The following is a 22,257-nucleotide window of genomic DNA, read 5'->3' on the forward strand; positions in this document are numbered from 1 at the left end:
CGTTCACGAATCCGCCGGCTCGTCGCGATCGAACAGGGCCGTCACGAAGTCGTCGGCGGCGAAGGGCCGCAGGTCGTCGAGCGACTCGCCGACGCCGATGAAGCGGATCGGCGTGGCCAGCTGCTTGGCCAGCGCGAAGATGATCCCGCCCTTGGCGGTGCCGTCGAGCTTGGTCAGGGTGATGCCGGTGACCGGAATCGCCTCGTTGAAGGTCTGGGCCTGGGCCAGGGCGTTCTGGCCGGTGCCGGCGTCCAGCACCAGCATCACCTCGTGCGGGGCCTCGGCGTCGAGCTTGGCCATCACCCGCTGGACCTTCTTGAGCTCCTCCATCAGGTGACTCTTGTTGTGCAGGCGACCGGCGGTATCGGCGATCAGCACGTCGACGCCACGCGCCCTGGCGGCAGCCAGCGCGTCGTAGATCACCGAGGCGCTGTCGGCGCCGGTGTGCTGGGCGATCACCGGCACCGAATTGCGCTCGCCCCAGACCTTGAGCTGCTCCACCGCCGCGGCACGGAAGGTGTCGCCGGCGGCGAGCATCACGCTGCGCCCCTCGTTCTGGAAGCGCTGGGTCAGCTTGCCGATGGTGGTGGTCTTGCCCACACCGTTGACGCCGACCATCAGAATCACGAACGGCCCCTCACCCCTGGGCGGCAGGGTCAGCGGTGTGGTCACCGGCGCCAGCAGCGCGCCGAGCTCTTCCTGCAGGGCGCGATACAGCGCCTGGGGATCATTGAGCTCCTTGCGCGAGACGCGCTCGGTCAGGTTGTCGATGATCTCGGTGGTAGCCTCGATACCCACGTCCGCCATCAGCAGCTGGGTCTCGATCTCTTCCATCAGATCGTCGTCGATCTGCTTCTTGCCCAGGAAGAGGCCGGCCAGCCCTTCGGTCAGGTTGGCGCGGGTCTTGCCGAGCCCGGCGCGGATACGCGCCAACCAGCCCCGCTTCTCGCCGCGCGGCTTCTCGCGGCCGGCAGTGGCGCTATCGGCCCGCGGCTCGGGCTCGGGCTCGGGCTCGGGCTCGGGCTCGGGCTCGGGCTCGGGCTCGGGCTCGGCAACAGGCTGTACCGGCGTCGCGACGGTGTCATCCTCGACGGCTTCCTCGTCCGGCGTCGGCTCAGCCGCATCGGCGGGCCGCCCGGCCGGTTCGGCGAGAGACTCGCGGACGGTACCGGGGTCCACCGGCGCCTCCTCGAGCGCGCTGCGGGCCTCGCCGGGCGCGACGTCACCGCCGAGCGCCTCGCGGGCGGCCACCTGCTCGCGCGTCTCGGGGGTATAGTCGGTGACCTCGTCGGCCTCGGGGTCCACCGTGTGGACGGCCGCCTCCGCCTCGGCGGCGGCCGGCGCGGCACGCGTCTCGCCGCCCTCGCCGTCGGGCGCGGCGTCCGCCGGCGCTTCCTCCTCGAGGTCCTCGACCGACGACTGCCGCGGCTCCTCGCGTTCCGCGGCCTCCTGCTGCTTCTTCTTGCGCTTGAAAAAACCGAACATGGGCAGTCAAAACCTGGACGGAAACAATCGCCGTATCCTAACACCCCCCGCTACCACTGTGGACACGGCGCGCGTACAATCCGCCGGTCATGAGCCGTCATCGTCACCGCAAGCCCGCGTCGCGCCGCAACGCCCGGGCCTCGTCCCCGCACAGCGGCAAGCTGCGCCTGATCGGCGGGTGCTTCAAGCGCCGCCTGCTGAGCGTGCCCGACAGTCCCGGCCTGCGCCCCACCCCCGACCGCGTCCGCGAGACGCTGTTCAACTGGCTGGCCTTCGAGCTCGCCGGGCGCCGGGTGCTGGACCTCTATGCCGGTACCGGCGCGCTGGGCTTCGAGGCGCTGTCCCGCGGTGCGGCCGAGGCGGTGTTCGTCGAGGCGCAGCCTGCCGTGGCCCGGGCCCTGCAGGCCAACATCGACACGCTCGGCGTGACGGCACGGCTGGTCAGCGCCACGACCGAGTCCTTCCTGGCCGCTCCCGCCGAAGCGCCCTTTGCGCTGGTGTTTCTCGACCCGCCGTTTCGTCAGGGGCATGTCGCGCCGACCTGCAGGGCCCTGGAGGAAGGCGGCTGGCTGAGCGAGGACGCCTGGATCTACGCCGAGCACGAAGCCGAGCTGGCACCGGAAGTGCCCCCCACCTGGAGGCTGTATCGCGAGGTCCGCGCGGGCGACGCGCACGGCCGTCTCTACCGCCGCACGCCGCCGCCCGCCGGCGGTGCTTGCTGAGCCCCGCGCCACGGCGTAGTCTGCGCAGACACGGCCCCCGAACGCGATCAGCGACCAGGAGAAACGGATGAGTAGCGAACTTTTCAATCAGCTCGAACAGAAGGTGACCCATGCGGTCGAGTCGCTCGAGATGCTGAAGATGGAAGCCGAGGAACTGCGCGAGGAAAACGCCCGCCTCAAGCAGCAGCACGACGAGTGGGAACGCCGCCTGAGCGGCCTGCTGGAGAAGTTTCGCGAGATGGAAGGCAGCGAGACGTCTTCCGTTTCCTGAGCCGCGCCGCGGCCGCTTACAGCGGCCGCGACATCAATACGGCCGCCTCCCGCCGCCCCGCCTCGGCAGGATAATAGTTCGGCCGCCGCCCGTCCTCCCGAAAGCCCATCGCCGCATACAGCGCCAGCGCCGCCGCGTTGGAGGCGCGCACCTCGAGCAGCAGGCGTTCGCTGCGCCAGGCGGCCGCCCGCACCAGCAGTCGCTCGATCAGGAGTCGGGCGATGCCCCGGCGTCGCGCACCGGGCGCCACGGTGATCGCCTGCAGTTCCGCCTCGAAGGGCAGCCGATACAGCGCGGCATAGCCGAGCAGTTCCGTGCCCGTCGCCGAGTCGTACGCCCCCCAGAGTTCGTACGCTGATGATGCCAGCGCGTCGGCCAGCGCCGCCTCCGACCAGGGATGCGCCTGGCCGGCGCGCTCGACGGCGACCAGCGCCTCCCGCGCCGCCGGGGTCAGCCGTTCGAGTACCAGCATCACGACACGACTCCCTCCAGCGACCGCCAGGCCGCCCGCCATTCGGCAAGGCGCGGCCACAGGGCGCGCTTGGCCTCGGCCGACGTCGCCAGGGCCGGCAGCGTCTCGCCCTGCCACAATGGCAGATCCAGCAGCCCGCTGTGTTCCGCGTCGCTCGCCAGCACCCGCTTCAGCACGGGGTCGTCGCCGAACAGCAGGACCCGTTCAGGCTGCCAGCCCCGCCGACGACGCCCGTCGATAAAGGCCCGCAGCCCGTCCTGCGCCTCCTGCAACGGTGATTCGACACTCGGCCCGTCCATCAGCGGCCAGCGGAACGCCTGGAATGCCGGCATCTCGACCTCGATGCCGGCGGCCTGCAGCAGGTTGCCGAGCAGGCGCAGGGCCCGGGCATCGGGAGGCGTTTCGCCGGGCAGCAGGATCAGCCAGCGCCCCTCCAGCGCCGCCACCTGCAGGGCGAAGCGCAGCGCCTCCTGAGGCGCCTCAGGCGTCGGAGCGGCGTCCGCCTGCGTGGCAGCGGGGGCGGCTTGCGGTGTCTCGGGCTCGGCGGGCTCATCGTCAGGGCCCAGCAGGGCCCGGGCCCGCCGGGCGTGCGTGCGCGGCGCCACCGGGGCTTCGTCGCTCGCCACCGCCAGGCGTGGCTCGGACGCGGCCTCGTCGAGCAGGGCGTGCAGGCGTTGCGCCGGCGGACGCGCCGGTTCGCGCGACGGCTCCGGCCAGTCGCAGGCCTGGCTCTCGCGGGCATTGGGCAGGCGATAGCGGCCGACCCAGGCGGTCAGCCCCATGGCCTCCAGATACTGCGAGCGCTGCGGCTCGCCGAGCGGCTCAGCGACCACCGCCGCCTCGGCAGTTGGGCGAGTCGGGGCGCTGGCTGCCGCGGGCATCCCACTCGGCCGGGGTGTAGAGGTGCAGCGCCAGGGCATGGACCGGCCCGGACAGCTCCTCGGCCAGCAGCGCATAGATCTGCTGGTGGCGTTTGACCGGCATCAGCCCCTCGAAGCGCGTCGACACCAGCGTCACCTTGAAGTGCGTCTCGGAGTTCGGCGGCACGTGATGCTTGTGACTTTCGTTCTCCACACTCAGATGCACGGGCTCGAGGGTGTGCAGCTTCTCTTCGATGCGTGCCTGAACACTCATGACCACTCCTCCTGGCAAGAATACAGCCATTGTAACGTCTGGCGGCGACCCGCGATAAGCCGGGTCACCGAGCATGGCGGGCCAACGGTATCCGCCGCAGGCTCAAGGCCAGGGCCAGGCTCACGGTGACGACACCGAGCCACAGCGCCAGCGTCAGCGAGCCGATCGGCGACTCGGGTGCGCCGAGCGACAGCGCCAGGACCAGCCCCACCAGCGCGGTGCCCACCGCCTGGCCGAAGGTGCGTACCGACGCCATCACCCCGGAGGCATTGGCACTGTAGGCCATCGGCACGCCCCCCAGCAGCTCGCGGTTGTTGGGCGCCTGGAAGATACCGTAGCCGATGCCGCACAGCGCGACCCGCCAGATGATATGACCGAGGGTGGTGTCATCGCCCAGCAGCGCCAGCGACAGCATACCCGCCAGAAACAGCGCCAGCCCCAGCGACGAGATCACCGCCGGATTGAAGCGGTCCGCCAGGCGGCCGGCAAAGGGGCCGGTGACCATCAGCGCCAGCGGCCAGGGCGTGAACAGCATCGCCGATTCGAGGGGACTGCGCCCCATGACGCTCTGGAACAAAAACGGCAGACCGACGAAGGCCGCCCCCTGGGCGATGAAGGCACACATCGAGATCGTCGCCGCGTAACTGAAACGGGCCTCGTGGAACATCGCCAGTGGCACCAGCGGGGTCGCCGCCCGACGCTGGCGCCGGATGAAGCCCGCCAGGCAGGCCAGGCTCACCACCAGCGGCACCAGGGCGATCAGGCGCATCCCGCCGTGCCCCAGCTGGTCGAGCGCCAGAACGAAGGTGGAGACCATGCCGGCGGAGAGCAGCGCTCCCGGCCAGTCGAAGCGCCCCGCCTCGGGCGCCTCGCGGGGCAGCGCCCTGAGCGCCAGCAGCAAGGCGGCAATGCCGATCGGCACGTTGATGGCGAACAGCCAGGGCCAGCTGGCCAGATAGAGGATGCCGCCGCCCAGCGACGGGCCGAAGGCGATGCCGAAGGCCACCACCAGCGCACCGATACCGATCGCCGAGCCCAGCAGCCGCGGTGGGAAGATCACCCGGTACATCGACGGACCGATGGACAGCATCGCCGCTGCGCCCAGCCCCTGGACGACCCGCGCCCCCACCAGCCAGGCAAAGCTCGGCGCCAGCGCACAGGCCAGCGAGGCCACGGTGAACACCGCAAGGCCGCCGATGTAGAGGCGATGCCGCCCCAGCAGGCGGCTCAGTGCCGCGAAGGCCAGCAGCGACGAGGCACTGACCAGCTGGTAGACATTGGTGATCCACACCGCCCGGGATTCGCTGACATCCAGCTCTTGGGCCAGGGTCGGCAGGGCGATGTTGACGATGCCGCCATCGAACACCGCCATCAGCGTACCCATCACCAGCACCAGCAGCGCCCAGCGCCGTTGCGGGCCGGGCAGGCCGGTGTCGCCGGGTCGGGTCTCGAACAGGCGACGCGTCAGCACGCCGAAAACGTCCGGCGGCCGCGGCAGGAACGGCAATCAGGGCAAGGCGAAGGCGGCACCGCGTGGTCAGTCCTCGTCGGCGTCCATCAGCAGGTCGTCGTCGATGTCCGCGATCTCGATGGGCTCATCGTTCTCGAGGTCCAGGGCAAGATAGCTGTGCTCGACGACGAGGAAGCGCTCGAACAGCGCCCAGTCCAGGGATTCCGGCCACTGCCGGGTGTCCTCCTCCCAGGCGCGCAGCTCGTTCTCGAGGATGTCCAGATACCGCTCGCGGACATAGGCCTGCAACGCTTCCGGCGTATCCATCTCGGGGATCAGGTACACCGTGCTCTCGCTGTCGACGTCACCCAGCGTCAGGTCGTCGTCCCCCATCACGGGCTCGAGCGAGTTGACCCAGTCGACGAACGCCTGGGTGGGCTTGACGCTCAGGGCGGAGCGGTTGAGCAGTTTCATCGGGATTCTCCTCGCAGACGGGGCGCGACGCCGAAACGCCGCCCGCCATTATGGGCGCTTGGCGCGCCCCTTACCAATGTTTCCCGATCCCGCCGCCGCGCAGTACCGTCAGTCGGCGGCCGGGCGCATCGCCGGGAACAGCAGCACATCGCGGATGGAAGCGCTGTCGGTCAGCAGCATCACCAGCCGGTCGATGCCGATGCCCTCGCCCGCAGTGGGCGGCAGGCCGTGCTCGAGGGCGCGGATGTAGTCGGCATCGTAGTACATCGCCTCGTCGTCGCCGGCCTCCTTCTCGGCCACCTGGGCGGCGAAGCGCTCGGCCTGATCCTCGGCGTCGTTGAGCTCCGAGAAGCCGTTGGCGATCTCGCGGCCGCCGACGAAGAACTCGAAGCGGTCGGTGACGAAGGGATCCGAGTCCTTGCGCCGCGCCAGCGGGCTGACCTCGGTCGGATAGTCGGTGATGAAGGTCGGCTGCTGGAGACGGTGCTCGACGGTCTTCTCGAAGATCTCGATCTGCACCTTGCCCAGCCCCCAGCCGTCCTTGACGTCGATGTCCAGGCGCTCGGCGATCTGGCGGGCGGCGGACGCGTCGGCCAGCGCCTCGGCACGGATCTCCGGGTTGTACTCGAGGATGGCGTCGAACACGCTCAACCGGCGCAGCGGCTGGCCGAAGTCGTACTCGAAGGTCTCCAGCACCTCGCCGTCGGCGTCACGCACGGTGTTGGTCACCGTGGTGGTGCCCAGCACGGAACGCGTCACCTCGCGCAGCATGGCCTCGGTGAGGTCCATCAGGTCGTGATAGTCGGCATAGGCCTGGTAGAACTCGATCATGGTGAACTCGGGGTTGTGGCGCGTCGACAGCCCCTCGTTGCGGAAATTGCGGTTGATCTCGAAGACCCGCTCGAAGCCGCCCACCACCAGCCGCTTGAGATACAGCTCCGGGGCGATGCGCAGGTACATGTCGAGGTCCAGCGCGTTGTGATGGGTGATGAACGGCCGGGCCGTGGCGCCGCCGGGGATCGGCTGCAGCATCGGCGTCTCGACCTCCATGAAGCCGTGGTCCTCGAAGAAGCGGCGCATGGCGCTGATCACCCGGGCCCGGGTCTCGAACACCCGCCGCGAGTCGGCGTTCATGATCAGATCGACGTAACGCTGGCGATAGCGGGCTTCCATGTCGGTCAGGCCGTGGAACTTGTCCGGCAGCGGGCGCAGGCTCTTGGTCAGCAGTTGCGCCTCGTCCATCTTGACGTACAGGTCGCCCTTGCCGGACTTGTGCACCGGACCGCGGCCGGCGACGATGTCGCCGATGTCCCAGCCCTTGATGTCCTCGAGGGTCGCGGCCGGCAGGCCCTTCTTGTCGACGTAGAGCTGGATCTGGCCGGAGGCGTCCTGAATGACCACGAAGGGCCCGCGCTTGCGCATGATGCGCCCGGCCACCGCGGCCTGGCGGTCCAGCGCCTCGAGCGCCTCCTTGTCCTTGTCGCCCAGCTCGGCCTGCAGCGCCGCGGCGGTGCTGTCGCGGCGGAAGTCGTTGGGAAAGACGCTCGTGCCGTGCGCGGCGGCCTGCTCGCGCCGCGCCGCCAGCTTGGCACGACGCTCCGCGATCAGACGGTTCTCGTCCTGGCCCTCGACGGCCGCTTGGTTGTCCTGGTTCGCCATGGTTCTGCCTGTCTATGGAAGGTCGCTATCGATTGTGGCGCGATGAAGGTGCCACCCAGGTCGAGACGCGTCATGAGCGACGACGAGGCAAGACGCGGCGGTGCGAATCAGCGCAGTGGACGCGGTTGTCCATGAGCATGATGAGCAGCGCCGCAACACCGCCTCGTCGAGCGCAATAGCGTCGCTCAAAGGCCTTGTTTGAGGCTGGCCACGATGAACTGATCCAGATCCCCATCCAGCACCTTCTCGCAGTTGCTGGACTGCACGCCGGTGCGCAGATCCTTGATGCGCTGGTCGTCCAGCACGTAGGAGCGGATCTGGCTGCCCCAGCCGATATCGGCCTTGGATTCCTCGGCCGCCTGCTTGGCGGCGTTGCGCTTCTCCATCTCGTGTTCCCACAGCTTCGCCTTGAGCTGCTTCATGGCGAAGTCACGGTTGGCGTGCTGGCTGCGCTGGCTCTGGCAGGCCACCACGATGCCGGTGGGTTCGTGAGTGATGCGCACCGCCGAATCGGTGGTGTTGACGTGCTGACCGCCGGCGCCGCTGGAGCGATAGGTGTCGACGCGCAGGTCGGCCGGGTTGATCTCGATCTCGAAGCTGTCGTCCACCTCCGGCGACAGGAACACCGAGGCGAAGGAGGTGTGGCGACGGCCGCCGGAGTCGAACGGGCTCTTGCGCACCAGACGGTGCACGCCGGTCTCGGTGCGCAGCCAGCCGAAGGCGTATTCACCCTGGACATGCACGGAGGCCGACTTGATGCCCGCCACCTCGCCGGCGGAGAGCTCGGTGATCTCGGCCTTGAAACCGTGATGCTCGGCCCAGCGCAGGTACATGCGCAGCAGCATGTTGGCCCAGTCCTGGGCCTCGGTGCCGCCGGAGCCGGCCTGGATGTCGAGATAGGCGTTGTTCTCGTCCATCTCGCCGGAGAACATGCGCCGGAACTCGAGCTTTTCCAGCGCCGTCTCGAGCTGCGCCAGTTCGTTTCTGACCTCGTCGACGGTGGCGTCGTCTTCCTCCATCACCGCCAGTTCCAGCAGCTCGCGGTTGTCGGCCAGGCCCTGGTCCAGCTGGTCGATGGTGGCGACGATGTTCTCGAGGGTGGCGCGCTCCTTGCCCAGCTTCTGGGCGTAGTCCGGGTCGTTCCAGATGTCCGGGTTCTCGAGCTCGCGGGTGACTTCCTCTAGCCGATCCTTCTTTTCGGCATAGTCAAAGATACCCCCTCAGGACGTCTGTCCGTTCGGACAGGTCCTTGATGAGGTGATTGATCGGATTGATCTCTTGCATGGTGATCCCGTCTTGATGGGCGATGGCGACACCGGACGCCGGCGAGACGACGGCCGGGCGCCGCGTGTCGAAAGGCGCCCATTGTAGCCAAACAGCCCGAGGGCGTCATCCGCATGACGGGCGCCGGGCCCGGCCGAACGGCCGAGCCCGGCGGGGACGTGAAGGGATCAGAAGCGGTAGGTCAGCTGGCCCCCGATGCCGTGGATCTTGTTGTGGTAGTCGGCCCGGTAGCGGCCGGCCGTGCGGGAGGCTTCGTCGACCGAGGCGGTCGCCTCGTCGATGTAGGTATAGGCGACGTCGAGAGTCAGGTCCGGCACCGGCGTCCAGCCCGCGCCCAGCGAGTAGATGGTGCGGTCTCCGGAGGGCACGCGCACGGTACGCACCGCGTCGCGGATCGGCGAGTCATCGTAGGCGATGCCGGCACGCAGCACCCAGGCCGGCGATACCTGATAGGCGGTCCCCAGCGCATACTGCCAGGCATCATCGTAATCCTGGACTTCGGTACGCGTGCCCAGCGGGCTGTTGTTCTCGATCACCAGCTGATCGAAGCTGCTCCACTTGACCAGCGCCGCCCCGGCCATCAGCGTCCAGCGGTCGTTGACGTCATGTGTCACCGAGAAGTCGATGGTTTCCGGCAGGGTGATGTCCAGCGAGGCATCGTAGGAAGCATCGGGCAGCGTGCTCGTGCCACCGGCATAGACATTGCGGGTCTTGAGGTCGCCGTCCAGGGTGTAGTCGACGTCGGAGCGATAGGTCACGCCGAGGGTGGTGGAGTCGACCGGCTTGTACATCAGGCCGAAGGTGAACCCCCAGGCTTCATCGTCGCCCTGGACATTGACGCTGCCGTCACCGAACGGACCACCGTAAGTGGCTTTTTCCAGCTCACCGTCGATGCGATTGTAGGTCACGCCGAAACCGGCCGAGAACTGGTCGTTGAACTTGATCGACAGCGTCGGCTGGACGGTGATCACCTCGACGTCACTGTAATTGCCGAAGTAACGCCCTTCGAAACTGCTCTCGTAGTCGGTGATCACCCCGAACGGTGCATAGACGCCGAGGCCAAAGTGCAGGTGATCGTTGATCGGCTGGACGAAGTAGCCGAAGGGCACCGTCTTGCCCGGCACCATGTCGCCCTCGTTGGTCCCCGGCGTAACGCGGGTACCCAGCGCCGTGGTCCCCGCGGCGTTGTCGATATTGCTGTTGACGTCGAGGTAGGTCGCCCCCGCGGTGACCTGGGCACGGTCGAGAAACGACATCCCCGCCGGGTTGCCGAAGACGATCGACGCATCGGTGACGTTCGAGGTGCGCCCGGCAAACGAGGTGCCCTGGGCACTGACGCTCTGCTCGTTCAACTGGAAGCCCCCGGCCGCAGCAGAGGTCGAGATCGCGGCCGAGACAGCGGCGATGGCGATGGCGAGCTTGTTCCTGTTGTTATGCATGATTATCGACATCCTGTTCCCCGAAGGGCTGGCGGTGGATCGGCTTGCCCATACCGGACAATGAGACGTCTCACCGTTTTGGCTGATCGCCGATATCAAGTCAAGGACAAACGTCCGTTTTAATACGCCCTGTGCCTCCCCCATTGGTCGTATTCCGCTGCACACGCTTCCTTGACCATTGTGTTACCCAAAGGTTTTAAGCTTTCGGTTACCGTCAGGGAGGAATCAGACATGAAAGTGGGTGAACTGGCCAAGACGGCGAACGTGACCGCGGAAACCGTGCGCCACTACACGCGAGAGGGCTTGCTGAGCCCCGTGCGTGACCCCGACAACGGCTACCAGATCTACGATCAGGCGGATCTCAACCGCCTGCGCTTCATTCAACGCGCCCGGACCCTGGGCTTCAGCCTGCGGGAAATCGGCGAGATCCTCGATCACGCCGACCACGGCGACTCCCCCTGCCCCATGGTGCGCGACCTGCTCGCGGCCCGTCTGCCCGAGATCAAGCAGCGCATCATCGAGCTCGAGCGCCTGGCCGAGCGCATGGAAAATGCCCTGGCCAACTGGTCCGGCATGCCCGACGGTGCCCCCGACGGTCATACCATCTGTCGCTTGATCGAGCACTGGAACCTGCCGCAGGAGACTGAACACCATGAGTGATACCGCGACTCGGCGCCAGCCCCATGCGCTGGCGCTGCAGGGGCTGACTTGCAACGGTTGCGTCAACAAGACGCGACGGGCACTGACCGCGCTCGACGGTGAGGCGGACATCGACCTCGACACGCGCCTGGCCCGCGTTACCACCACGGAAGACACCGAAGCGCTCATCGCGGCGATCCGCGAGGCCGGCTTCGATGCCGCGCCCGTCGATCGCGCGCCCCACGCCTTCCTGACCGAGGGCGTCAGCTGCCAGGGGTGCGTCGGCAAGATCCGCCGGACCATTCAAGAACAGGACGCGGCGGCCGTCGTCGAGGGCGAGCCCAAGGCGGGATGGCTGACGGTCGACAGCACGCTGGACACCGCGACGCTGACCGAGGCCATCGAGGCCGCCGGCTACCATGCCGACCCCGCGCCCTTCACGACCCGCACCCGCCAGGTGCCCGGCATGTCCTGCCAGGGCTGCGTAAAGCGCATGCGCGAGGCGCTTCAGGCACGCGACCCGCTGGCGCGGGTCGAGGGCGAACCCGCGGAAAAGCGACTGACGGTGGCCAGCTACCTGCCGGACGCCCTGATCGACACGACGCTCGCCGAGGCCGGCTACCCGCCGGAAACTGCCGATACCGAATCGGCCTCCGCCGAGGCGCCAGGCGCCGCACCCGCGGCGCCCGAGCCCGAAGCCGACGCCAAGCCGTCTCCGGCGTCCACGGCATCCGAGGGGCAGCCCCGGAACCTCGAGCTGGCGCTGTCCGGCATCACCTGTGCGAGCTGCGTGCGGACCATTCAGCAGGCGCTGGATGCCACCGACGGCGTCGCCCGGGCGGAGGTCAACTTCGCCAGCCGCACCGCCTCGGTCAGCGGCTCGGCCTCGCCGGAGGCGCTGGTCAAGGCGGTGGAAGACGCCGGCTACGGCGCCGAGGTGATCGAGGACTTGGAGCGCGGCGAGGCCAAGCGCGAGGCCAACGAGGCCCACGAGTACCGCCGCCGGCTGCGCGACACCGTCATCGCGCTGGTCCCCGGGCTGGCGCTGATGGGCCTGGCGTTCGTCCACGAGCCGGTACTCGCTGGCGGCGAACGCTGGCTGTGGGTCCTCGTGGGGCTGGCCACCCTGGGCGTGCTGGCCACCGCCGGGCGCGTGTTCTTCGTCGGCGCGCTCAAGGCCTTCCGCCACCACCAGGCCAACATGGACATGCTGGTCGCGGTGGGCACCGGCGTGGCCTGGCTGTACTCGATGGTCGTCGCCCTGGCCCCCGGCATCGTGCCGGAGGCGGCGCGCTCCCTGTACTTCGAGGCCTCGCTGATGATCGTGGGCCTGATCAATGTCGGCCAGGCCCTCGAGGTCCGCGCCCGCGGCCGGACCTCCCAGGCCCTCAAGCACCTGCTCGACCTCAAGGTGCACACCGCCCGCGTGGTGCGTGACGGCGAGGAGCGCGACGTGGCCATCGACGAGGTCCGCGAGGGTGACCAGATCCGGGTCCGCCCCGGCGAGCGCCTGCCGGTGGACGGCGAGGTGGTCGAGGGCGACAGCTTCATCGACGAGTCGATGCTCACCGGCGAGCCGATGCCGGTCGCCAAGCGCCAGGGCGACGAGGTGGTCGCCGGCACCGTCAACGGCAAGGGCTCGCTGGTCTACCGCGCCACCCGCGTGGGGCAGCACACCCGCCTGTCGCGGATCATCGAGCAGGTCCGCAACGCCCAGAACTCGCGCCCGCCGATCAGCCGGCTGGCCGACCGGGTCGCGGCGGTCTTCGTGCCGACCGTGATGATCCTGGCCGTGATCACGGCCCTGGTGTGGTTCAACGTCGGCCCCGAGCCGCGCATCATCCACATGCTGGTGGCCGCCACCACGGTGCTGATCATCGCCTGCCCCTGCGCCCTGGGCCTGGCCACGCCCATCTCGACCATGATCGGCGTCGGCAAGGCCGCCGAGCACGGCGTGCTGATCCGCAGCGGCGAGGCACTGCAGACCGCCAGCCACCTTACCACGCTGGTGGTCGACAAGACCGGCACCCTGACCGAGGGCAAGCCCGGCGTGACCGACTGGCAGGCCTTCGACGACCAAGCGCGCGTGCTGGGCCTGACCCTGGCGCTGGAGCGCGGCTCCGAGCACCCGCTGGCCACGGCGCTGGTGGCCCATGCCGAGGCCGCCTCGACCACGCCCGCCGCCATCCGCGACTTCACCTCGCTCACCGGGCGCGGCGTCCAGGCCCAGGGGCCCGACGGCGAGCGCCTGCTGCTGGGCAATGCCGCGCTGATGCAGGAGGCCGGGGTCGATCTCGCGCCGGGCCGCGACTGGATCGATGACGCCGAGTCACGGGCCCGCACGGTGATCCACCTGGCCGTCGACGGCCGGCTGGCGGCGCTGTTCGCCGTCGCCGACCCGCTGCGCGAGGACGCCGTGGCGGCCGTCGCCCGGCTCCGCGAGGCGGGGCTGAAGGTGGTGATGCTCACCGGCGATGCCGCCTCCACCGCCGCCGCGATCGCCGCGGAAGCCGGCATCGACGACTACCGGGCCGGGCTGCTGCCGGAGGACAAGCACGACGCCATCGCCGAGCTGCAGTCGCGCGGCGAGACCGTCGGCATGGTCGGCGACGGCATCAATGACGCGCCCGCCCTGGCCCGCGCCGACGTGGGCTTCGCCATCGGCGCCGGCACCGACGTGGCGATCGAGTCCGCCGGCATCGCGCTGATGCGCAACTCGCTGCACGGCGTCGCCGACGCCATCGCCATCAGCGGCGCGGCGCTGCGCAACATCAAGCAGAACCTGTGGGGGGCGTTCGGCTACAACGTGCTGGGCATTCCCATCGCCGCCGGGGCGCTCTACCCCGCCACCGGCATGCTGCTGTCGCCGGTCATCGCGGCGCTGGCGATGTCGCTGTCCTCGGTCACCGTGGTCAGCAACGCCAACCGGCTGCGCCTGTTCACCCCGCAAGAAACGACACGGGAGGCTTCGGCATGAGTGTACTCGTCAACCTCATCGGCCTGGCGCTGATCGCCGGCATCGCCTGGTGGTTCTGGGCGCCCCGCCACTGACCCGCCGAGCCCGGGCCGGCCGAGCCATCGGCCGGCCCGGCTGTTTCCCGCCTCAGTCGGGCAGCCGCTCGGCATGCTCGACCATCAACTGCAGCGACTCCCGCCCGCGCCAGCGATTGCGCGACAGCTTGTAGGCACAGCGCAGCCGTGCACCGAGATCGAACGCCGGCAGCTCGCCGGGCGTCAGGGCGCGAAACCAGATCGCCCTCACGCTGACGGCGCCCTGCGACAGCGTCAGCATCAGGTGGCTGCCGTCGGCGCCCACCACCCGCAGCTGCTCGACCCGGAACTCGCCGTCGAACAGCGGTGCCTCGAACTCGCGACCGTAGGGCGCCAGGCGCTCGAGCTCGTCCAGCGTCGTCAGGTCGAGCTGCTCGGGGGCCAGCGCGCCGTCGGTGAGCACGCAGGGATAGAGCTCGCGCTCGCCGAGCTGCGCGTCCACCGCACGGGCGAACGCCTCGCGGAACGCCGCCAGCCGCTCCAGCGGCACGCCGACCCCGGCCGCCCCGCGATGCCCGCCGAAGCGCGGCAGCGCCTCGGGCGAGAGCTCGTGGGCGCGCTGCAGGGCGTCGCGCAGGTGCAGCGCCTCGACCGAGCGGCCCGAGCCGGTCAGCATGCCCGGCTGGGCCGCCGGGGTGAGCACCAGCGCCGGGCGGCCGAAGGCCTGCACCAGCCGGGAGGCGACGATGCCCTGCACCCCGGCATGCCCGGTTTCCAGGTAAACGATCAGCACCCGCGCGCCGTCGGCGACCTGCGCCATGGCCGACGCCCGGGCCTGCTCGACCATCTCCGCCTCGATCGCCTTGCGCGACTGGTTGTCGGCATCGAGCACCTCGAGGTGACGGCGCGCGCTGGCGTCATCGGTGGCGAGCACGAAGTGCAGCGCCGCGTAGGGGTCGTCGAGCCGCGAGCGGGCATTGATGCGCGGCCCCATCTGGAAGGCCAGCGTCTCGGCGTCGAAGGGCACGCTGTCGGGACCCAGGCGTTCGGCCATGACCCGCCAGCAGGGCGCCTCCATGCGATTGATCAGCGTCAGCCCCTGGGCGACCACGGCACGGTTGATGGCGCTGCCGCCCAGCGACACGCAGTCGGCGACGGTGCCCAGCGCCACATAGGAGAGCCAGGGCGAGAGCTTGGGGGTCGAGGGCGGCAGGTGGCCGATCTCGATCAGCACTGCGCGGGTCAGCGACATCACCAGCCAGGCGACCATGCAGCCGGCGATGGTCGGATCGGGGAAGTTGCAGTCGCGGCGAGTGGGATTCACCGTGGCATGGGCCGAGGCCGGTGGCCCCGCCTCGGGCAGGGCGTGGTGATCGCTGACGATCACGTCGATGCCCGCCGCGGCAAGCCGGGCGATGCGCGGCTCGTCGGAGGAGCCGCAGTCGGCGGTGATGATCACGCTGGGTCGCGGCGTCAGCGCCAGGGTGCGCTCCACCAGCGGCAGGCTGATGCCGTAGCCATCGAATATGCGGTGGCCGATCAGGCTGTGGATGCGCTGCTCCGGCACCCCGAACAGCTCGCTCAGGGTACGCCGGATCACCACGTGAGAGGTGATGCCGTCGACATCGTAGTCGGTGAGGATGCCGATGTGCTCGCCCTCGGCCACCGCCCGGGCGAGTCGCTCGGCGGCGCGCCGGGCATCCGCCAGCCGCTCGGGATGCTCGAGATGGCGCAGGCTGGGTGCCACCAGCGGCGCAAGCTCGCCCTGATAGCCGGCCAGGCGTCCGGCCAGCACCCGTGCCTGGAGCTCGGTCAGGCCGGCCTCCCGGGCGCGGCGGTAGAGCGCCTCGTCACGCGTGCGCGGCAGGATGCGGGGAGCGAGATGTTCTTGCAGGTCGTGGGGATCGGTCACGGCATCCAAGCCCGGTTCCTCTGGATGGGATAGCGAATTCGGTCAGACGCCGGGAGGGTCGCCCGGGTCTGAACCGGGGGCAGGCCCGCCGAGGAGGCGCTGTAGACCCCTCCCTGGGCGCTACCGGCGCCGTCCCTGGCGCCGGACCTCCTCTTCGGGCCTGCCCCCGGCGCCCCTCGCCCGAATGGCGAGTCAGCTCACCGGCGACAAGGACTCACCGGCGGTTGTCGGCGACGAACCGCTGCACGGCGTCGAGCTCGGCCGGCAGCACGCTGTAGCGCTCCTCGCGCTCGAGCAGGTCGTCCATGTGGCTGGGCAGCGGCACGCCGGGGAAGCCGGCCTTGACCACCGCATCGGCGAACTTGGCCGGATGCGCGGTGGCCAGGGTGATCATCGGCACGGCCGCATCGCCGCGGCAGACCTCGGCCGCCCGGTAGCCGGTGGCGGTGTGCGGGTCGAGGATCTCCTTGGTGCGATGGTGCGCCTCGCGGATCACCTCGAGAATCGTCGCGTCGTCCACGCTGTGGCTGGCAAACTTCTCGCGCAGCCGGGCCAGCGGCGCGTCGGCGAGCGCGGTGGGTTCGTTCTGGAAGCGCTCTAGCAGCGCGCGTACCGCCGCGCCGTCGCGCTCGTAGGCGTCGAACAGCAGCCGCTCGAAGTTCGACGACACCACGATGTCCATCGACGGCGCCAGCGTCGCCTCGAGCTCGCGCTTCGAGAAGTCGTTGGCGGCCAGGGTGCGATGCAGGATGTCGTTGGCGTTGGTGGCGATCACGAAGCGCTCGACCGGCAGCCCCATCTGGTAGGCCATGTAGCCGGCGAAGACGTTGCCGAAGTTGGCCGACGGCACGCAGAAGCTGACCTTGCGCTGCGGGGCGCCGAGCGCCACGCCGGCGGCGACGTAGTAGACGATCTGGGCCATGATGCGCGCCCAGTTGATCGAGTTGACCGCCACCAACCGGGTGCCGTTCAGGAAGGCCTGATCGGCGAAGCTGGCCTTGACCATCGCCTGGGCGTCGTCGAAGTTGCCCTCGATGGCGATGTTGAAGACGTTGTCGGCGAGCACCGTGGTCATCTGCCGGCGCTGCACCTCCGAGACCCGGTTGTGCGGGTGGAGGATGAAGATATCGAGGTTGTCGCAATGGCGGCAGCCCTCGATCGCCGCCGAGCCGGTGTCGCCGGACGTGGCGCCCATGATCACCGCGCGCTCGCCACGCTTCTTCAGGAAGTGATCGAGCAGCCGGCCGAGCAGCTGCAGGGCGACGTCCTTGAAGGCCAGGGTCGGGCCGTGGAACAGCTCGAGCAGGAAGTGATTGGCGCCGAGCTGGTTGAGCGGCACCACCGCCTCGTGGCTGAAGGTGGCGTAGGCGTCGTGAACGATCTCGCGGAAGGTCGCGTCGTCGATCTCGCCGCCGACGAACGGCTTCATCACCCGGAAGGCGATCTCGGCGTACGACAGCCCGGCCATCTCGGCCAGCTCGTCGCGGGACAGCTGCGGCACCGTCTCGGGCACGTAGAGGCCACCGTCGCTGGCCATGCCGGTCAGCACCACATCCTCGAAGTTGAGCGCCGGCGCCTGGCCGCGCGTACTGATATAACGCATCTTGATTTCCACTCGGTCGTGAGCTGTCAGCCCCTACTGTAAGCTCATACTGCAAGTCGCGCCGAAGGCGGAGGCGAGCGATGGCCAGGCTAGACGAAACGTGGCGCGGACGCGGAGTTTACCGAGGTAAATGAGCAGTCCAAGCCGCGTTTCAACGACGCATGGCCGAGCGCAGCCCCGGATTCGGGGTGACTTACTCCTGTTCGTCCAGGGACTCGACCCGGATCCGCATCACCGGCCCGGCGATGTCGGCCAGCGACTCGAGCTGACGGATCGCCTCGTTCATGTGCTGCTCGCGGGTACGGTGCGTCAGCAGGATGATCGGCACCAGTTCGCCCTCGGTGGCTTCCTTCTGGATCAGCGCCTCGATCGAGATGCCCTGCTCGGAGAGGATCGTCGCCACCCGCGCCAGCACCCCGGGGCGGTCCACCGCCAGCAGGCGCAGGTAGTAGGCGGTGACGATCTCCTCCATGGGCAGGATCGGCAGGCTCTGGTCACCCTCGCGGATGCCGCTGAAGGCCAGGTACGGCACCCGGTAGTGATGGGCGGTGGTGATGTCGCGGGCCACGTCGAGCAGGTCGGCGACCACCGCCGAGGCGGTCGGCTCGGCCCCCGCGCCGGCGCCGTAGTAGAGGGTCGGTCCCACGGCGTCGCCCATCACGGCGATGGCGTTCTTGACCCCGTGGACGCTGGCCAGCAGCCGCTCCTTGGGGATCAGCGTGGGATGCACGCGCAGCTCCAGCCCGGTCTCGGTGCGCTTGGAGATGCCCAGGTGCTTGATGATGTAGCCCAGGTTGTCGGCCTGCTCGACGTCCTCGGCGGTGATCCGCGAGATGCCCTCGGTGTAGGCCTTCTCGAACTGCAGCGGCACGCCGTAGGCGATGGAAGCGAGGATGGTCAGCTTGTGGGCGGCGTCGATGCCCTCGACGTCGAAGGTCGGGTCGGCCTCGGCATAGCCCAGCGCCTGGGCCTCGGCGAGCACGTCCTCGAAGGCCCGGCCCTCGTCGCGCATGTGGGTGAGGATGTAATTGCCGGTGCCGTTGATGATGCCGGCGACCCACTGGATGCGGTTGGCGCCCAGCCCCTCCCGCAGCGACTTGATCACCGGGATGCCGCCGGCCACCGCGGCCTCGAAGGCGACGATCACGCCCTTGGCGTGGGCGGCCTGGAAGATCTCGTTGCCGTGCACGGCGATCAGCGCCTTGTTGGCGGTGACCACGTGCTTGCCGTGCTCGATGGCCGTGAGCACCAGCTCGCGGGCCACGTCATAGCCGCCGATCAGCTCGACCAGCACGTCGACGTCGGGGTTGCGCGCGACCTCGAAGATGTCCGCGGTGACCTTGACCCCGGCGGTGTCGCACTCGGGGTTGTCGCGGCGGGCACCGATCTGCTCGATGACGATCGGCCGCCCCGCGCGTCGCGCGATCTCGTCGGCATTGCGCATCAGCACATTGAAGGTGCCGCCGCCGACGGTCCCCAGTCCACAGATCCCAACTCTCACCGGTTTCAACGTCTTGCTCCCCCGATTTTCCGTGCTTCGATCGCGGCCCGCCGAGGGCCGCCTGTGTCCAGTCTCCCCGAGAACCCGGGGCATGTCATTGTCGATCGGCGCCCGGGTTGCCCCGAGAGCGGCGCCGTGGGCGGCTCAGCCGGCCGGGTCCAGCCCCAGCATGGCGGCCAGGCGCCTGGGCGGCACATAGCCGGGCACCAGGCGGCCGTCGGGCAGGACGATCGCCGGCGTGCCCTGAACGCCGAGTTTCAGGCCCAGATGATACTGGTCAGCCACCGGATTGTCGCAGTCCGGCGGGTTGGTGGGTGCCTTGCCGTGCATCGCGTCGGTCAGGGTTTCCTGACGGTTGTCGGCACACCAGACCTGCGCCATCTGCCGCGCGCCGGCGGAACCCAGCCCGCTGCGTGGAAAGGCCAGGTACTCCACCGCGATGCCCATGCGATTGAGGGTCGGCACCGCCTCGTGGAGCTTGCGACAGTACGGGCAGGTCACGTCGGTGAACACCCGCAGCACCGCCTTTGGCTTGCCGGTGCCGCGGAAGATGACGCGTTGCGACTCGGGAATGGCGGCCAGGCGCTTGTCGCGCTCGGCATTCTCGGCCTGTCGGGTCAGGTTGACCAGCCCCGTGTCGCGATTGGCATAGAGTTCACCGGCGATGAAGTAGGTCCCCTCGGCATCGCTGTAGAGCGTTTCCCCGGTGGTCAGGCGCACCTCGTAGAGACCCTTCAGGGGCGTTTCGCTGACCGTCTTGACGGGGACCGGCTTGCCATTGACGGTGAAGGTGTCGGTCAGCGCCTCGGGGACCGCCGCCCGGGCCACACCGGCCAGCATCAGGCCACTCAGAAGAAGAAGGGACAGGATCCGTGTCATTCGCTGCATGATTCAACCTCGCGGGTGGTGTGCCGCATGCAGGGCTTCCAGGCGGGCCTGGGCCACATGGGTGTAGATCTGGGTCGTCGACAGGTCACTATGCCCCAGCAATAGCTGCACGACACGCAGATTGGCACCGTGGTTGAGCAGATGCGTGGCGAAGGCATGGCGCAGCGTGTGCGGCGAGAGCGGCTTGTCGATGCCCGCCAGGCGCGCATAGTGCTTGATGCGGTGCCAGAAGGTCTGGCGGGTCATGAAGTTGTCGCCGCGGCCGGGAAACAGCGGCGCCCGCCGCACGTCGCTCATCAGCGCGGGACGACCCGCACGCAGATAGCGTTCCAGCCACGCCTGCGCCTCCTCGCCCAGCGGCACCAGGCGCTCCTTGTCGCCCTTGCCCAGCACGCGCACCACGCCCTGGCGGCTGTTGATGCTGTCGTGGCGCAGGCCGACCAGCTCCGAGACCCGCAGGCCGCAGGCATAGAGCACCTCGAGCATGGCCCGGTCGCGCAGCCCCAGCGGGGTGTCGGTGGCCGGTGCCTCGAGCAGGCGCTCCACCTCGCCCTCATCGAGGGTGTCGGGAAGCTTCGCCCGCACCCGCGGCAGGCGCACGTCGGCCAGCGGGTCGTGCTCGCACTCGCCCTGCTCGAGGGCCCAGCGGTAGAAGCGCCGCAGGCTGGACACCAGCCGGGCATTGCTGCGCAGTTGATAACCGGCTTCCCGGCGACCGTCCAGCCAGGCCGGCAGCGCCTCGCTCGCCGGCTGCAGCAGCGACCCGCCCGTCTCGTCCAGCTGCGCGAGCCAGGCCAGCAGGTCATGGCGATAGGCGCTCAGGGTATGCTCGCTGGCGCCCTGCTCCAGCCACAGCGCATCGAGAAACGCCTCGACACGCCGTTCATCGCGGTCCCGCGTGTGGCTCATGGACGCGACTCGCCTCCTTCCGGATACGACAAACCCCGCCCCGCATTACGCGGCGACGGGGTCGCACGGCGCGGAGCACGGCTCGCGCCATGCTCCGGAACGAAGGCCGTATCAGGCCAGCTTTTCCTTGATGCGTGCCGACTTGCCGCTGCGCTCGCGGAGGTAGTAGAGCTTGGCCTGGCGCACGTCGCCGCGACGCTTGACGGCGATGGAGTCGACCAGCGGGCTGTAGGTCTGGAAGGTCCGCTCGACGCCGACACCGTGGGAGATCTTGCGCACGGTGAAGGCGGAGTTCAGACCCCGGTTGCGCTTGCCGATCACCACGCCCTCGAAGGCCTGCAGACGCTCGCGGTTGCCCTCGACGACCTTGACCTGCACGACCACGGTGTCGCCCGGACCGAACTCCGGAATGGCCTTTTCCATCTGCTCGGCTTCCAACGCCTGGATCACCTTGTTCTTGCTGCTCATGATGCAAACTCCTTGACTGATAGTGTGCCGGGCGGGCCCGCCGCGTTGCGCTGACGGCCCGAGGCCGTGGCGATACCCGCCCGACGTGTGATCCCGACGTTCGAAGACGCGGGAACGACTGTATGGGTGACGCGTGGCGCTCAGTCGTCGACGACCGATCGGTCACGCTCCTCCGCCATTGTGGCGTGCTCCTCGATGAACGCCTCGAGCAACGCGCGCTGCTCCGTGTTCAGCGTGCGCCCCTCCAGCAGCTCCGGCCGCCGCAGCCAGGTGCGGCCCAGCGCCTGCTGGAGACGCCAGCGACGAATCCGCTCGTGGTTGCCGCTGAGCAGGACCTCCGGCACCCGGCGCCCGTCGATCACCTCGGGGCGCGTGTAGTGCGGGCAGTCCAGCAGCCCATCGGTGAAGGAGTCCTCCTCGGCTGAGCCCTGGTGGCCCAGCACGCCGGGCACCAGCCGGGCCGCGGCGTCGATCAGCACCATGGCCGGCAGCTCGCCGCCGCTGAGCACATAGTCGCCGATCGAGATCTCCTCGTCGATGTCGCTTTCCACGACGCGCTCATCGATACCTTCGTAACGCCCGGCGACCAGTACCAACGGGCCGTCGGCCGCCAGCTCGCCCACGCCCCGCTGATCCAGAGGTCGCCCCTGCGGCGACAGGTAGACCACCTTCGGCGGGACGCCGAACTGCGCTTCGCCGCGATCACGCGCCGCGTGAATCGCCTGGCGCAGCGTGTCGACCTTCATCAGCATGCCGGGGCCACCGCCATAGGGCCGGTCGTCCACCGTACGGTGGCGGTCCGTGGCGTAATCCCGCGGGTTCCAGAACTCGAGATCCAGAAGCCCCTGCTTGACCGCCCGCCCGGTCACGCCGTAGCCGGTCACGGCCTCGAACATGTCCGGAAACAGGGAAACGACACCAATCCACACGGCTTGCCCCATGGCCCAATCACGGCT

The 22,257-nt window shown here is 69.1% G+C and carries 20 protein-coding genes; 4 read left to right on the plus strand and 16 right to left on the minus strand.

Annotation, left to right across the window (positions count from 1 at the left end; genetic code table 11):
- Positions 1-3: 3 nt before the first annotated feature.
- Positions 4-1,485, minus strand: coding sequence for a signal recognition particle-docking protein FtsY (ftsY, locus tag ACTCB7_RS00550; RefSeq protein ID WP_463005190.1), 1,482 nt, complete (start codon positions 1,483-1,485; stop codon positions 4-6).
- Positions 1,486-1,574: 89 nt separating this feature from the next.
- Here ftsY and rsmD point away from each other — a divergent pair, with 89 nt between their 5' ends.
- Both rsmD and zapB read left to right on the plus strand, forming a co-directional pair.
- Complete coding sequence (gene rsmD, locus ACTCB7_RS00555; RefSeq protein ID WP_463005191.1) at positions 1,575-2,207, plus strand: 16S rRNA (guanine(966)-N(2))-methyltransferase RsmD; 633 nt, start codon at positions 1,575-1,577, stop codon at positions 2,205-2,207.
- Between the two features lie 67 nt (positions 2,208-2,274).
- Entirely contained in the window at positions 2,275-2,478 is a 204-nt protein-coding gene (gene zapB, locus ACTCB7_RS00560; RefSeq protein WP_163648311.1) for a cell division protein ZapB, read from the plus strand.
- 16 nt (positions 2,479-2,494) lie between these two features.
- Here the strand turns inward: zapB and rimI are convergent, their stop codons facing one another.
- The 8 genes from rimI to ACTCB7_RS00600 all read right to left on the minus strand — a co-directional run bounded on the left by rimI (position 2,495) and on the right by ACTCB7_RS00600 (position 10,390).
- Positions 2,495-2,950 carry a ribosomal protein S18-alanine N-acetyltransferase gene (gene rimI, locus ACTCB7_RS00565; protein WP_463005192.1) on the minus strand — a complete coding sequence of 152 codons (456 nt, stop codon included), beginning with the start codon at positions 2,948-2,950 and terminating at the stop codon, positions 2,495-2,497.
- Positions 2,950-3,783: a hypothetical protein gene (locus tag ACTCB7_RS00570; RefSeq protein ID WP_463005193.1), complete on the minus strand. Its 834-nt coding sequence runs from the start codon at positions 3,781-3,783 to the stop codon at positions 2,950-2,952. The genes rimI and ACTCB7_RS00570 overlap by 1 nt, the downstream gene beginning before the upstream one ends.
- Positions 3,773-4,084 (minus strand): BolA family protein, encoded by a 312-nt coding sequence (locus ACTCB7_RS00575; RefSeq protein WP_463005194.1) that lies wholly within the window; start codon positions 4,082-4,084, stop codon positions 3,773-3,775. The genes ACTCB7_RS00570 and ACTCB7_RS00575 overlap by 11 nt, the downstream gene beginning before the upstream one ends.
- A gap of 64 nt (positions 4,085-4,148) precedes the next feature.
- The gene (locus ACTCB7_RS00580) at positions 4,149-5,555 is read right to left on the minus strand and encodes an MFS transporter (RefSeq protein ID WP_463005195.1); all 1,407 of its coding nucleotides are present in this window, start codon (positions 5,553-5,555) and stop codon (positions 4,149-4,151) included.
- A 66-nt stretch (positions 5,556-5,621) separates the two neighbouring features.
- On the minus strand, positions 5,622-6,008 hold the full coding sequence (locus ACTCB7_RS00585) for a hypothetical protein (RefSeq protein WP_163648307.1): 387 nt from the start codon (positions 6,006-6,008) through the stop codon (positions 5,622-5,624).
- Between the two features lie 108 nt (positions 6,009-6,116).
- Positions 6,117-7,667 carry a lysine--tRNA ligase gene (lysS, locus tag ACTCB7_RS00590; protein WP_463005196.1) on the minus strand — a complete coding sequence of 517 codons (1,551 nt, stop codon included), beginning with the start codon at positions 7,665-7,667 and terminating at the stop codon, positions 6,117-6,119.
- Between the two features lie 185 nt (positions 7,668-7,852).
- A protein-coding gene (gene prfB / locus ACTCB7_RS00595) for a peptide chain release factor 2 (RefSeq protein WP_463005197.1) occupies positions 7,853-8,951 on the minus strand; the annotation gives its coding sequence in 2 pieces (ribosomal slippage) (positions 7,853-8,875 and positions 8,877-8,951; 1,098 coding nt in all).
- Between the two features lie 167 nt (positions 8,952-9,118).
- The gene (locus tag ACTCB7_RS00600; RefSeq protein ID WP_463005198.1) at positions 9,119-10,390 is read right to left on the minus strand and encodes an OmpP1/FadL family transporter; all 1,272 of its coding nucleotides are present in this window, start codon (positions 10,388-10,390) and stop codon (positions 9,119-9,121) included.
- 231 nt (positions 10,391-10,621) lie between these two features.
- Here ACTCB7_RS00600 and ACTCB7_RS00605 point away from each other — a divergent pair, with 231 nt between their 5' ends.
- Together ACTCB7_RS00605 and ACTCB7_RS00610 are read left to right on the plus strand one after the other, a co-directional pair.
- Positions 10,622-11,050: a MerR family transcriptional regulator gene (locus ACTCB7_RS00605; protein WP_463005199.1), complete on the plus strand. Its 429-nt coding sequence runs from the start codon at positions 10,622-10,624 to the stop codon at positions 11,048-11,050.
- Positions 11,043-14,006: a heavy metal translocating P-type ATPase gene (locus ACTCB7_RS00610; protein ID WP_463005200.1), complete on the plus strand. Its 2,964-nt coding sequence runs from the start codon at positions 11,043-11,045 to the stop codon at positions 14,004-14,006. The genes ACTCB7_RS00605 and ACTCB7_RS00610 overlap by 8 nt, the downstream gene beginning before the upstream one ends.
- Positions 14,007-14,132: 126 nt before the next feature.
- Here ACTCB7_RS00610 and ACTCB7_RS00615 read toward each other — a convergent pair whose 3' ends face one another.
- The 7 genes from ACTCB7_RS00615 to trmD all read right to left on the minus strand — a co-directional run bounded on the left by ACTCB7_RS00615 (position 14,133) and on the right by trmD (position 22,230).
- The gene (locus tag ACTCB7_RS00615; protein WP_463005201.1) at positions 14,133-15,941 is read right to left on the minus strand and encodes a single-stranded-DNA-specific exonuclease RecJ; all 1,809 of its coding nucleotides are present in this window, start codon (positions 15,939-15,941) and stop codon (positions 14,133-14,135) included.
- Positions 15,942-16,146: 205 nt separating this feature from the next.
- Complete coding sequence (gene thrC / locus ACTCB7_RS00620) at positions 16,147-17,535, minus strand: threonine synthase (RefSeq protein WP_463005202.1); 1,389 nt, start codon at positions 17,533-17,535, stop codon at positions 16,147-16,149.
- 193 nt (positions 17,536-17,728) lie between these two features.
- Complete coding sequence (locus ACTCB7_RS00625) at positions 17,729-19,045, minus strand: homoserine dehydrogenase (RefSeq protein WP_224415761.1); 1,317 nt, start codon at positions 19,043-19,045, stop codon at positions 17,729-17,731.
- 135 nt (positions 19,046-19,180) lie between these two features.
- Entirely contained in the window at positions 19,181-19,924 is a 744-nt protein-coding gene (locus ACTCB7_RS00630; protein ID WP_463005203.1) for a DsbC family protein, read from the minus strand.
- Between the two features lie 3 nt (positions 19,925-19,927).
- Positions 19,928-20,833 carry a site-specific tyrosine recombinase XerD gene (gene xerD / locus ACTCB7_RS00635; protein WP_463005204.1) on the minus strand — a complete coding sequence of 302 codons (906 nt, stop codon included), beginning with the start codon at positions 20,831-20,833 and terminating at the stop codon, positions 19,928-19,930.
- 111 nt (positions 20,834-20,944) lie between these two features.
- Positions 20,945-21,301, minus strand: coding sequence for a 50S ribosomal protein L19 (rplS, locus tag ACTCB7_RS00640; RefSeq protein ID WP_163648297.1), 357 nt, complete (start codon positions 21,299-21,301; stop codon positions 20,945-20,947).
- A 140-nt stretch (positions 21,302-21,441) separates the two neighbouring features.
- Positions 21,442-22,230, minus strand: coding sequence for a tRNA (guanosine(37)-N1)-methyltransferase TrmD (gene trmD, locus ACTCB7_RS00645; RefSeq protein WP_463005339.1), 789 nt, complete (start codon positions 22,228-22,230; stop codon positions 21,442-21,444).
- Positions 22,231-22,257 lie beyond the last annotated feature (27 nt).

The organism is Modicisalibacter sp., assembly GCF_055145905.1.